10 protein-coding genes and 1 pseudogene are annotated in these 13279 nt (G+C 45.1%); 2 read left to right on the forward strand and 9 right to left on the reverse strand.

The window, feature by feature from the left end; all coding sequences use genetic code 11:
- Entirely contained in the window at nucleotides 1-948 is a 948-nt protein-coding gene (locus ACYRY3_RS30865; RefSeq protein ID WP_460205486.1) for a nitrilase-related carbon-nitrogen hydrolase, read from the reverse strand.
- Nucleotides 949-976: 28 nt separating this feature from the next.
- Nucleotides 977-1141 (reverse strand): annotated as a pseudogene (locus ACYRY3_RS30870) (red chlorophyll catabolite reductase); the annotation flags it as partial.
- A gap of 154 nt (nucleotides 1142-1295) precedes the next feature.
- Here ACYRY3_RS30870 and ACYRY3_RS30875 point away from each other — a divergent pair.
- Nucleotides 1296-2480 (forward strand): FAD-dependent monooxygenase, encoded by a 1185-nt coding sequence (locus ACYRY3_RS30875; RefSeq protein WP_460205487.1) that lies wholly within the window; start codon nucleotides 1296-1298, stop codon nucleotides 2478-2480.
- Nucleotides 2481-2884: 404 nt separating this feature from the next.
- Here the strand turns inward: ACYRY3_RS30875 and ACYRY3_RS30880 are convergent, their stop codons facing one another.
- The 7 genes from ACYRY3_RS30880 to ACYRY3_RS30910 form a co-directional block, all read right to left on the reverse strand.
- Nucleotides 2885-4324 carry an RtcB family protein gene (locus tag ACYRY3_RS30880; protein ID WP_460205613.1) on the reverse strand — a complete coding sequence of 480 codons (1440 nt, stop codon included), beginning with the start codon at nucleotides 4322-4324 and terminating at the stop codon, nucleotides 2885-2887.
- A gap of 947 nt (nucleotides 4325-5271) precedes the next feature.
- Nucleotides 5272-7953, reverse strand: coding sequence for a DEAD/DEAH box helicase (locus ACYRY3_RS30885; protein WP_460205488.1), 2682 nt, complete (start codon nucleotides 7951-7953; stop codon nucleotides 5272-5274).
- A 134-nt stretch (nucleotides 7954-8087) separates the two neighbouring features.
- The gene (gene proC, locus ACYRY3_RS30890) at nucleotides 8088-8900 is read right to left on the reverse strand and encodes a pyrroline-5-carboxylate reductase (RefSeq protein ID WP_460205489.1); all 813 of its coding nucleotides are present in this window, start codon (nucleotides 8898-8900) and stop codon (nucleotides 8088-8090) included.
- A gap of 87 nt (nucleotides 8901-8987) precedes the next feature.
- On the reverse strand, nucleotides 8988-9581 hold the full coding sequence (locus ACYRY3_RS30895; RefSeq protein WP_460205490.1) for a cell division protein SepF: 594 nt from the start codon (nucleotides 9579-9581) through the stop codon (nucleotides 8988-8990).
- A gap of 265 nt (nucleotides 9582-9846) precedes the next feature.
- Nucleotides 9847-10521 (reverse strand): YggS family pyridoxal phosphate-dependent enzyme, encoded by a 675-nt coding sequence (locus ACYRY3_RS30900; RefSeq protein ID WP_460205491.1) that lies wholly within the window; start codon nucleotides 10519-10521, stop codon nucleotides 9847-9849.
- Complete coding sequence (gene pipX / locus ACYRY3_RS30905; protein ID WP_460205492.1) at nucleotides 10518-10796, reverse strand: transcriptional coactivator PipX; 279 nt, start codon at nucleotides 10794-10796, stop codon at nucleotides 10518-10520. The genes ACYRY3_RS30900 and pipX overlap by 4 nt, the downstream gene beginning before the upstream one ends.
- 130 nt (nucleotides 10797-10926) lie before the next feature.
- Nucleotides 10927-12453 carry an anthranilate synthase component I gene (locus ACYRY3_RS30910; RefSeq protein WP_460205614.1) on the reverse strand — a complete coding sequence of 509 codons (1527 nt, stop codon included), beginning with the start codon at nucleotides 12451-12453 and terminating at the stop codon, nucleotides 10927-10929.
- Nucleotides 12454-12727: 274 nt separating this feature from the next.
- Between ACYRY3_RS30910 and rfbC the strand changes: the two genes are divergently transcribed.
- Complete coding sequence (gene rfbC, locus ACYRY3_RS30915) at nucleotides 12728-13273, forward strand: dTDP-4-dehydrorhamnose 3,5-epimerase (protein WP_460205493.1); 546 nt, start codon at nucleotides 12728-12730, stop codon at nucleotides 13271-13273.
- Nucleotides 13274-13279: the final 6 nt, after the last annotated feature.

Below are 13279 nucleotides of genomic sequence, written 5' to 3' on the forward strand. Positions count from 1 at the left end.
TTAATTAGTTATGATTAAACAATCTGTACAAAAACCAGAAAACTCGCTCCCCCTCTCCCTCTCCCCATTTAACCCTGGGCGACGGCGGTAGCGACGTAAAGCAGCCAAATCAATCTCTGCAAATGCTGCCATACTTTCCCCTGAAGCTGTTTCAGCTAGTACCAATCCTCTGTAGTCGATAATTTTGGAACCACCATCCGTAGAAGCACCGGGTATGGCAATGTTAGCAATACCTGCACTGTTGGAAGAAACTACGTATGCCATATTTTCTACAGCGCGGCAGATTTTTGCTGCTTCTTTGGGTGTACGTTCTTTTCCATAAACTTCTGAGGTGGAATGCAGGAAAATTTCCGCGCCTCTCATTGTCAAACATCTTGCCACTTCCGGGTAGAGAATTTCTTCTGAGGCAAGTGCTGCCAAATTACCAATTGCTGTTTTGGCAACTGGAAAAACACCTTCTAACCCGTAGCAATCGAGATACTTATCCCAAACATCATGAGGGGTTGGCGCAAACATGGAATTTAAACGCCGATACCGCAAAACCACCGTTCCAGAAGGGTCGATCGCAAAGCAAGTTTGAAAGTACAATCCTGGAAAATTGGGGTCTAACTCGTAGGCGTTACCTGCAAGAAATATATTATACTGCTGTGCAATTTTACCCAATGCTTCGTACTCCGCACCAGCCATTTCCAAACAAGCCTTTTCTGCCCAAACCGCGAGTGATTCTCCCATAGGAAAGCCCGACAGGAAGTATTCTGGTAAAACAATTAAACGACAGTCCGAACCAATGAACGCAATACTCGCAGCAATTTGCTGTGCCAAACGGTTGATTGTATCTTGCATCAAAGCGCGTACTTCCTGACGGTCAGTTGCCTGGTTGATGGCATGACAAGTGACTTGTAATGCCAAGGCTCGAAATGATTCTATGGTTTCTTGATTTGCTACCATAACTTTGCTTTGGTTGATTCTTATACACTTATTTTCCGATGCTATCGCCACCCCAGAGTGCTCGAACCAGTTTATTGGTGAATTCTACCCCAAACAACCGCACAGAGTTTTCGTTACCCGGATCGCGCTCGGCAATGGTTCGGCGTACAATTAAGTCGCGTTCAGACAACCCAGCACGCTCGGATTCTGCCACAACTATGAGGGCTATTTAAAAAAAATTAAAGTGCAGTCAAAAGAGATTCCAGACACTAAAATTGAAGTTGTAAGGTAGTTGAATCAGTTAAAACTCACTTTAAATTTTTTATTATTCGCGATCGCGACGAAAACATAACTCCTGTGTCTTATCCATGTCGGAAAACAACTTAAAAGAATTTCCAGCAGTGTCGCCGTTGAAAGTTACCATCATTGGTTCTGGGCTTGGTGGCTTGGCAGTTGCGTTAGCACTGCGAAAACAAGGCATTGAGGCACAAATCTATGAAAAGGCACGGGAATTGCGACCAATCGGCGCAGGTCTTACTCTTTTTCCCAACGGATTGAATAGTCTCCATGCCGTTGATGCAGGTATAGTCGAGTCGTTAAAAAGCGCAGGTAGCCAAACCCGTGTGGTGAACCTGAAAAAAAGCACCGGAGAAATGGTAATGCAAAACCCACTCACCTTATTGGAGAAATACGGGCAGCCGATGTTGAATATCCGGTGGTCGCGCTTGCAGGAAATTCTCGCCTCTGCACTACCTCCGGACGCCATCCACCTTAATTGTCGATGTATCGGCTTTGAGCAAGATGATAAAGGTATAGAAGTTTGCTTTGATGGTGGTAAGCAAGTGCAGACAGATTTACTGATAGGAGCTGATGGGATAAATTCTGCGATCAGACATAGCCTCATGGGGGACGGTTTCCCTAACTATGCTGGGCGCTTGTCTTGGCGTGCGGTGGTCAAGTATCACCACGAGCAACTATATCCCGACGAATCAACGTTTATGATTGGAGATGATGGTAAAAACTTTACTCTCATTGATGTGGGTGGCGGATACGTATATTGGGCCGGTGGAGCTTTGTCGGCGGATGAAAATTGCGTCCAATCTGCTGCAGAAGTAAAGTCTCGCGTTTTTGAGGTATTTGCCGGATGGGCGGAACCCGTGCAAGCAATCGTGGAGGCGACGCCTGCCAATGACATCGTGGAAAGACCAATATATGACAGACCGCCATTGCAAAAGTGGAGCAAAGGTAAGGTAACGCTTTTGGGTGATGCAGCACATCCAGTAGTGCCAGTATTGGGACAGGGAGCGAATACGGCTTTTGAAGATGCTTGGGAACTTGCTCAGTTCCTTTCCCAGTCGCCCAATATTCAAGCTGCCCTTGCTAGCTACGAAAAGAGCCGAATACCTCGTACCCAAGCTATCCAAGCTCGCAGTGCATTTCAAGGCGATCGCTCTTATGACACCGACAGCGATATTTTTTTGCGAGACGCGTTAGATGTGGCAAAGGTGAATCAATCTGAGTTTGAGGAGTGGCTTTATAACTATAAACCGTAGGTACTAAAAGAAAAAATAAATACTAGTTTGTAGATTTTTCTGGAATTATGTTACTGGAGCTGTAAAACTAAATATACAGTGATACAAATACAGTTCATGACTAGGTATGTTACACCGCGAGAAGCGATGCAAATCCTCCAAGTCTCAGAAAAAACTCTTAGCGACTTATTTATTTGATAATAAATTTAAGTGCGTCAGTTGATATCTTGCACCTTCGAGTGGGAGGGGACGTGCAGCACAGCCCTACCTACGAGACAATAACTACCTGGTTTTTTTGATTGATACGCTTGTGAGTTATGGACTTTTAGGAAATAAAACAGCCCTGCTTATCAAGGGGGGAATATGGCACCTGCAGTTCCCTCCCCTTTATAAGGGGAGGGCTAGGGAGGGGTCAAACTCAAACCTCAAGCCTTAAACGTCAACACTGGGCTCAACTTCGCCACCAAACCTACCATTCCCGCCTCGACCTGTACATCAATCACGGGCTGAATTGGCTTGTAAGCAGTTGGTGCTTCCTCGATACGACGTTCTTCCCGCAGAGTAATGCAATCTACCCCAGTTAAACCCAAGGATTCCTCAGTATGCTTTGCCCCTTTACGGCTGAGGTCAAAGCGTGAAAGTACTCTTCCTGCACCGTGGGAAGCGGAGGAGCAAAAAGCTGGATTGCCTTGACCGACCATCAGATATGATGGTGCCCCCATTGACCCCGGTATAATCACGGGTTGTCCGGACTGGGCGGGACAAGCACCTTTGCGCGTAACCCATCCCGCACCTTCTGGCAAAGTGATGTTGTGTGGTAAGTCGTATACAAGTGGTGCTTCTAGTTGTCCATAAACTTCCCGCAAACGCAAACGCAGCAATTCAGCTAATAAAAGTCTGTTAACAAAGCCATAGTTAGCAGCTGTAGCCTCGGCTTGCAGATACTGGTTGACTAGTTCGGGATGGGAATGCACGGACAAAGGAAAGATGTGAGAATTTGGATACTTCAGACCTTTTTCCCAAGCAGCTTTTGCCCTATCGCGCCACATTCCCCCAATGTATTTGCCTACATTACGCGAACCAGAGTGAATCATAAAGGCAATTTGTCCTTCTTTGATTCCCCACGCATGGGCTAATGCTCGATTGAACACCCGTTCTACTCTTTGAACTTCAACAAAATGGTTTCCAGATCCAATAGTTGCCAGTCCGCCATCACGCACTAACCCATCATCAGGTACAAGTTCTTCAGGGGCAAGTTTCCAATTTCCCTCCATTGAACCCTCTAAAAAGATGCTTCCCCATTCCTTTGCAAGTTGGTTTAGATCGGACTTGACAAAACTCCCTGTAGGTTCTTTCTCCATTGCATCCACCCAACCGGGAACTCCGTGTTGAAACAAAGCCTGCATGGTATGGGCTGTCATTGTTACATCACGGGTTCCAAAAAAATAGTCCCCCTTCATACGTTCTACAAACTGGTTGCGTTTTGCTAAAAATTGGTCAATAGTTAAATCAGCAACGTGCAGGCGCATACCACAATTTATGTCTGAACCGACAGCCGCAGGAATGACTTGACCTTTTGTTTCAACAACTGAACCAATGGCAATCCCCGCATCACCGGGGTGAAAGTCAGGTGTCGCACAAACACGGCAAACACACCCGCCTGCAGGATGTTGCACTTGTGCTAAGTTGGCTAACTGTTTTAGTGCCTTAGCTTCTACTGGAAAACCTTCTGGAAGTAGGACTTCTGCTACGGGTGCATTTGGAGTATCGGAGAAACGAACAGAATAGGTATGGTTGTTGTAGCTAACATCTAGCCCTTGTCGAGATAAAGCTCGCAAAAGTCGTTTTAAATTCTTTGGCTGCATGAAAACTCCGCGTACAGCACTGAGAGATGAGTCTTGAATACTGAGGGGGATTTCAGAAATCACCAAATGAGTACTCAGAACCCATGACTCTAAACTCAGGGCTTTATTTTTTGAAGATTTGGGAGACGGTGGTTCAGCAGCCGCGTCTCAACAATTTGCATTCATGTCATTCTCCCAGATTCTAGGGGAAAACGACCGGAGAATTTCTACTAGTTTGTATATTACATTAGTAACACGTGTGTTTGGGAGTTGACAAGTCCTTGACAATTTTGAGACTTGTTTTCTAACTCTTACAAATGACTAATGATAAAGAATGACGAAAACTTGTTAACTTTATCTGTGCCGACCTACTTATGGCTTCTAATACTTTAAAAAAAGAAGTGGCAGAGCCACTTCTAAGTAATTCCCAGGTAGAACCTGAAATCTAGTATAACTTTGATAAAAATTTCAAATCGTATAATTACACACTTATTAATTTGATATGTTTAATTTCCTTACTTTTGTGAAGTATGAGTTTGAAAAACTACTTTTTTCCCATCATTAAATTTGGGTTATTGCAACTAACTGATATTTACGATAAGATTTACAAATTGATGAGAATAAGGTTACACAAAAACTCAAAAGTTGTTTGATAATGCTTCTCAATTGCGTTTAATATCTAAATATAGAGACGTTAGATATAAGGCTATACGGTGGTGTTGGGTTTCGTGACTCAACCCAACCTACGTGTCTGTTGTTTTTCATTGGTGATATCTTGGGTTTCGTTTCTTAACCCAATCTAGGTGTCTTCTCAATTGCGTTTAATATCTAAATATAGGGATGTTAGATATAAGGCTATATGGTGGTGTTGGGTTTCGTTCCTCAATCCAACCTACGCGGATTGACTAATGACTAATGATTTATCTGTAGAGACGTTACACATAATGTCTCTACAGATAGAGTTGCTATTATTCCACTACTTCATTTACAGGGAATCTATCAATTAACTGCATCGCACGGTTGGCATTGCGTCGCAAAGTGTCTGGTAAATGTGGTACGTGAGGAATCTGTGAGAGCAAATCTAAAGTCCGGCGTAAAATTCGCACCACGTCGCCTTCATCTAAACTTGTACTTTCACACAATTCTATCCACTCCATTCCCAGTGCCCACTGTTCTACTAGGGCAACTAAATTGATAAATTTATTCTCCAAGCCGACAGGCAATGCGACACCATGTCGATATTGGACTTTGAGCACGGAACGACGAATTTTTTGCAATCTCGACCATGCCTCATCCACGGTAGGGGATATATCAAAGTTAACTTTGCTATCCGGACGTGGTGTTTCAGTCACCAAGGCTGCAACTGTAGCTGCTAGATGCTGCGGGTCTAAGTTGTTTAGTTCCCCACTAGCAAGTACCAAACCAAGCCACAATTCGTTTTCTCCCCGAAGGGCTGCGGCAATTTGTCCCAGTTCCGTTGGCACTAAGTTGTTGAGACATTCAAAGTGCTGCAAGATTTCAATTAAATTGAGAAATTCTTCCCAATGGCGCTGGGATTGTTGGTCAACTTGCGATCGCAGTTGCTTAATTTCGGCTTCGAGTTCCGCTACACGTGATTTGCGTTTGACAATAGTACTGGCATTGCCATCTTGATGCAGGGGGTGAGCCTCCAATTGCTTTTGCACTGCGACAACGCGGCTTAGTTGTTCTACAACTTCTGGAGCCATGTATGCAGCTTCGCTAGGGTCGGGGATCTGCTGGGCGATTGCTGCTGTTTCCTCATTTCCAATGAGTGAGTTTCCCCGTTTCAAAGGCATCTCTGGTGGTGGTAGCAACTCACCAGGTACGTCTATTCTTGGCAATTGGGCGTATAAATCCAGCACATCTGAGGCTGTGACTACATACCACCGGTTATCTCGCCCCAAGCAGACGAGGTAGAAAGTTTGACTCGGACCTGGTGTTTTCCCCACAAGCACTGCCGGTATGGGAGCAGGCATTGTGAAGCTTTTGCTTTTGAGGCTCAAAAGCGTTCCCGAAACTGCAAAACCCAACATCATTGCCAACTCTTCTTGTCGGGCGTCTTGAGCTTGTTCTTGCAACGTTTTTAATAGCTGGCGTTCGACTCGCATACGTTGCCGCAATTTTTCGTAAACTGCCAATTCCCCTTCGTCAATCGCTTCAATTTGCGCTTGAAGTTGGGCTAATTGGGTTTGCAAATCAGTAACATATTCGTACTGCGGTCTGAGATGCAAGTTTGCCAAGTATTGTCCAAAGCTGCGTTCTACCAGTTCCCTAGTTTCTTCCAGGGTGTGAGTTTGCAGTAAGTTCAGCACCATGCCGTAACTGGGAGTAAACTGGCTGACTAAGGGGTCTGGTTTGGATGTTCCCAAATACGCTGCTTCCTTAGCTCCTTCAAAGGGAGTTTGCAGCGTTACCACATGACCCCGTTCATCCATGCCTCGGCGACCTGCTCTTCCTGCCATTTGCAGAAACTCGGAAGGATTTAGCAAGCGATGCCCGGTATCGGTACGCTTGGATAGGGTAGAAATGACAGTTGTTCTAGCTGGCATATTAATCCCAGCTGCCAAGGTTTCGGTAGCAAAGACTACTTTAATCAGCCCCTGCTGAAAGAGTTCTTCTATCAACACTTTCCAAGCAGGTAATACCCCAGCATGGTGGGCGGCAATACCGCGATACAGAGGTCCAACGTGCCCGGAACGACCAGCGTCGGGGTTCCGTGTTAAAAATTCGTCAATTTGCCTCCGTAACTGTTGTGCCTCATCTTTATTCACCAGCCATAAATCGCCGACTTCTCCCACTGCCTTGTCACACCCGCGACGGCTGAAGATAAAGTAAATGGCTGGCAGCATATCCCGTTCTTGGAGTTGGGAGAGAACCTGAATTATGCTGGGGGCTTCAGCTCTGACATTTTTGCCCTTATCTCTCTCTCCTTTTCTCTTTTTTTTCAGGAGTCGGGAGTTCATCTGGGTTTTGTCATCACTCAAGAGGGGAAACAGCCCCTTTGTTGTACCAAAGTGAAATTCTAAGGGCACCGGGCGAAAATCAGAGTAAATCAGATCCGTAGGACCGTGAACTTGATTTAACCAGTTGGTTAGTTCATCACTGTTGGCAACCGTTGCTGAAAGGGCTACAAGTTGAATTTCACGAGGACAATAAATGATTGATTCTTCCCAAACCGTTCCTCGTTGGCGATCGTTCATGTAGTGGCACTCATCTAGTACCACCGCCTCAACGTCCACTAATGAAATACCGACTTGCCCAATGGGTGTGCCATAAAGCATATTGCGAAAAATCTCTGTGGTCATGACCAAAATTGGTGCATCTCTGTTGATGGAGGCGTCTCCAGTCAACAGCCCAACCTGCTCAAAACCAAATTTTTCGCGAAAGTCACGCAGTTTTTGATTTGACAGTGCTTTCAGAGGAGTCGTATAAAATACTCGCTTTCCTCGCGACAGGGCGCGATAGATAGCATATTCCCCTATTAGAGTTTTGCCTGAACCTGTGGGCGCACATACAACTACGGAGCTTCCAGCGTTCAGGGATGCGATCGCATCCTTCTGGAACCGATCCAGTTCAAAAGGGAATATAGAACTTGGGTCAAGTTCAGGTGACAGCGCAGGATATTTCACTCAATCACAATTGCAACCATACTAACTACTATATTAACGACTCTTTTGTCAACTTTGTCCTTTGTCATTGGTGATTAGTCATTAGTTATCAGTTTTTAACAAAGAACCAAGGATCAATGACAAAAAACTCATGGCTATTTTCCCAATTCCTGAGAGCGGGCTGTGGCTGCTTTCACTGCTTCAATGAGAGCAGAGCGAAAAGCTGCTTTTTCTAATTGGGCAATGCCAGCAATCGTTGTCCCCCCCGGACTTGTGACGCGGTCTTTCAGTTCTGCGGGATGAATTTTGATTTGATGCAAAAGCTGTGCCGTTCCCAAGACCGTTTGCAGGGCTAGCTGATTGGCGACTCCCCTTGGTAACCCGGCGGCGACTCCCCCGTCAGCAAGTGCTTCTACCATCAGCGCCACATAAGCAGGTCCCGATCCAGATAGTCCTGTCACAGCATCCATTAAGTTTTCTGAAACTTCTACAACTTCTCCCACTGCTGAGAAGAGTCGCTTTGCCGTTTCTTGGTGATTTCCCTTTGTATAAGCTCCCGGACATATTGCAGTCATACCTGCCCCTACGGTTGCTGGGGTGTTGGGCATTGCCCGAATGACTGGTATGTGGGGGAAAGCTGCTTCTAGCTGACTTAAAGTTACACCTGCTAGGATGGAGATGACCAGGGGTTTTGCACCCGTAGGTATGACATCTGCTATTTCCTGAGCGATCGCACTAAATACTTGAGGTTTGACCGCCAGAAATACCACCTCTGTTGCTTGTGTGAAAACTATACGATTATCTACTGTCACAGCCACACCGTACTCCTCCTGCAAAAACATTTGCCGTGAGGACTGCGGTTCGCTGACTATGACTTCTGATGGTTGATATATTTTACGGGCAATAAGACGGGATAACAGCGCTTCTCCCATTACCCCGCCACCTATTAGGCCAAATTTAGTAGTCATTAGTCATTAGTCATTGGTCAAAAGTCATTTGCCATTTGCCATGAGTTATAAGAACAAAGGACAAAGGACTAATAACTAAATTTATATTTATTGTTGAGCCACACGGTTAACATCATTTCCCCAATTTGGGTTTTGACCTGCTGGACGTGGTCGCGCTGGGGGTTGGGGTACCTCATGGATAACTCCTGACAGGGTGCTAACTTGCACGCAGCTTGGTGTAAACAAAAAGATACTTTCGCCGATGCGTTCTTGATGTCCATCCAGCGCGTAAGTTCCGCCTGCTACAAAATCTACTGCCCGTTGTGCCTGATCCGGGTCCATTATTGTTAAATTTAATACTACTGACTTACGCTCTCGCAATGCTTGAATCGCCTTGGGCATTTCTTCAAAGGTGCGTGGATCTAGCACCAATACTTCTGAGATACCGTTCATTGCTCCTGGCATACCAATAACATTACTCATCGGCTTGGAACCTGCTGCTACATCATTCCCCATTGTAGGCACAGGTTCGCGCCAACGTCGATTAGCTGCAGCCGTTTCTTGGGGTGTTGGTTGAGGGGCGTTCTGCTCCTGATACAAATTCTGATAGGTTTCTGTATCTGGTTCCTCATCCTCATAATAATACTCTACTGGCTCATTTAGACCAACAAAGTCTCTCAGCTTGGAAAATATGTTGTTCATGGTTTGCGCTCCTAGTGCCAATCACTCCTGACTGATAGGCTCAAATAACTCAGCCAACTATCACCGCTACAAAGGACGGACATTTCAGCAATTTTATCGCTGTTTGTAGCATTCACTACGTTTTTTTTTTCTAAACAGAAAATGCCCCCTGGTATGTCCGTAATCCGACTTACACACAACAATGAGTCCAGATTATAGCTTACCTGGAGTAGCAGGGGAAGTTGCTTACACCCTTTTTTTAATCTTTATTTGCGTTTGCCCAAATTTACCGATGAAATCGTTCTCCAAACAGAATAGTTCCCAGTCTGACCATTGTTGTACCTGCTTGCACTGCCAGTTGGTAGTCACCGGACATACCCATTGAAAGTTGCTGTATTTTGATGTTAGACCAGTCTTCTGTTTGGATTGCTTGTGCCAGTTCTCGGGTGCGATGAAACACAGTTAGTATTTCTGAATCATCTAGTCCTAGTGGCGGAATTGTCATCAAACCATGAATTTGTATATTTTTGCATTCATTAAGAGCGGGTAAATCGGCTTGTAATTGCGAGACTTCCCAACCCGACTTGTGAGGATCGGGTAAGATTTTGACTTGCAAACAAACCAAAGGGCGCTTTCCCAATTGCTGAGCTAATTGGTCTAAGCGTTGAGCTAGCTTCAAACTGTCCACAGAGTGAATCCACTCGAAGTGCTCAATAGCTTTTTTCGCTTTGTTAGTTTGCAAGTGTCCAATAAAGTGCCAGGTAATATCGGCTAAGTCTTGCAAATCGACTTGTTTGCTCTGGGCTTCTTGAATGCGACTCTCTCCAAAATCCCGAATTCCTGCAGCATAGGCATAGCGCATAATTTCGGAAGAGACTTGCTTGGTAACAGCAATTAACCGAACCGATGTTGGTAGAGAGGAGCGAATGGCAATAATACGTTCGCTAATCGAACTGCTCATTGGAAGGTTCGTTGGAATACACTTTGAAGCTGATCGTACTCTTGAGATTGTCCGCTGCGGCGCAGATTACGTAAACGATTTTCCAATAACATTCTTGCTTCTGTACGCCCAATCGACTGAAACTTAAGACCCTTAGCATCAGATGTTACCAAAAAAAACAAGCGTTGGGCATAAAGTGTAGTGAACAACTCTTGGTTCTCGTCTCCCATACAAATCCTATAGAGCAAACCCCAAGTTGGGTGATTTATGTAAGTTTCCGAGTTCTCTGAGTACATTTAATACTGATTGATGATTGGATATATAAATAAATCAAAAGCCAAAGGTCACCGAGTTAAGGGTCACCGGATTGGAGGCTCAAGTGCAAGCCGGACCATAGGTTGTGGTCTTTTCCCCGAACCCCAAACTCTAGTCCTTGTTATTCAAGACCAAAGCTAGGGCTTGAAGTTGTGCCTGCGCTTTGTGCAGCGATTCATTCCATTCTCTCTCAGGATCGCTGTCTGCCACAATTCCAGCTCCAACTTGTCCCCAAACTTTATTGAACGGGAAGGGAGGGGAAGACGCGATGACCGGAAAATGTGATGACCGGGAGAGTTCTTCTCCATTAAGCGCATCACCGTATCTCTGTATCCCCGTGTTTTGAATCAAGGAGGGGGTTAGTAGAAGAGTGCGAATCAAGATATTTAAATCCAAGCTACCCCGCCAGTCCAGATAGCCACAGGAACCATAGAATAAACTGCGCCGCGTTGGTTCAAGTTCTTCAATAATTTCCATGCAGCGTACCTTGGGGCAGCCTGTAATTGTGCCGCCAGGGAACATGGCGCGAATCAAGTCAACGGCATTGCAATCAGATTTTAAGACACCTTTGATGTTGCTGACAAGGTGCATGACATGACTGTAACGCTCAATTGTTAGTAATTCGTCAACACTCACAGTTCCCCATTCACAGACTCGCCCTAAATCATTGCGTTCCAAATCCACAAGCATAATATGTTCGGCACGCTCTTTGGCATTATTGAGTAATTCTTGCGCCAACTGTTCGTCTTGGCTCAAAGTTACTCCACGCGATCGCGTTCCGGCAATTGGTCTTGTTGAAGCGTAAAATTTGTTGTCTTGACATTTTTGTAGTTGCACTAACCTTTCCGGCGAACAGCTGATAACTTCTCCCCAAGGTGTTTGCCAGTAGCTAGCGAAAGGCGAAGGATTTATCTGATGCAAGGCGCGGTACAAATCCCAACCAGACGCTGCTGTCTGTGCTTTAAAACGCAGTGACAGATTTGCCTGAAAAATATCTCCAGCTTGAATGTATTTTTTGGCACGATTTACTGCAGTTTCATACTCTTGTTGAGATACAAGGAACTGAGGAGTAGGGGAGTTTTTCAATGTCTGAGAGAGGGGTTCCTTATCCCCTTGTCCATCTTTCAACTTATTCTCAAGCTCATCGAGTCCAACAGGACTGCTAGCGGCTAGCCACAGAATTTGCTCTTTATGGTCTAAAACCGCAAAACACTCTGGTTCATACCAAAAAGCCACGGGAAATGGCAGAAAGTCGGGTTTGGTCTGGGGAAGATGTTCAATTTCCCATGCAGTATCGTACCCCAACCAACCCAGCCAACCACCTGTGAAGGGGAGATGGTTCGGGGAAAAAGGGGCTCTTGCGGAAATTTCCCCTTGGAGGCGCGTTAATTTGTTCAACAACGGTAAAATTTCCCCAATTGGTGGTGTCCATAATTGTGGCACGCCATCTACTACCCTATAAGCGCCAGCACAAATAGAATATTGAGCCAGTTGGGAACGATCTGTTGGGGTTGGGTAAGGGCTTTCCAGTAAAGTGGCAATTTTAGACGTGGAGGTATGGCGAAATAAGGCAGTGAAAACGTCAGAACCTGTACGATTTTCTAATGGGAACGATCGCCAATACCAAGGCTTTGTCATCATGTTTTGTCAGCGCGAGCCACGAATGCAGTTAAGTATATATGGCAATTAGCTAATCTTGCCACAATATTTTTCTAAAACTGTGTTGCATTGTGCTGTAAAATTCTAGCTTAATTCGTTGTTTAATTGTTTCAAGACTCTTTTAGGATGACACAAGTAAAGTTAACTCATGAGGGTCGTCCTTTGTCCAAAGTCCTTTGTCATTAGTAAGGATTTTGGATTGGTTGACATTTCGTAACACAGTTCTACTTATTTCTGTCCACGTATTAAGTCAATGAATATTATTCTTACTGACATTCCTGAGGTTTTCATCATCGAACCAAAAGTCTTTCAGGATGAACGGGGATTTTTTTTTGAGGCATTCAATCACCAGACTTTTACAGAGAAAACTGGTATTTTTGCTAACTTTGTACAAGATAATCACTCATTTTCCAAGCAGAATGTCCTGCGCGGATTGCATTACCAAATTCAACAACCACAGGGCAAGCTCATCCGTGCGATCGCAGGTACCATTTTTGATGTAGCTGTAGACATCAGAAAAAGTTCCCCCACTTTTGGTCAGTGGGTTAGCTGCGAACTCAGTTCCCTGAATAAACGACTACTCTGGATACCCCCTGGCTTTGCCCACGGTTTTGTTGTACTTTCAGAAATAGCTGAAGTTCTTTACAAAACAACAGACTACTACGCCCCTAGTGGCGAACGCTGTATCATTTGGAACGACCTCGACCTAGCTATAGATTGGCCTTTAACCAGCCCACCAATCCTATCGGCTAAAGATGCTAGTGGTAAATCTCTCCAAACAGCCGATGTTTTCCCATAATTCCCA

This window comes from Scytonema sp. NUACC21 (assembly GCF_054684315.1).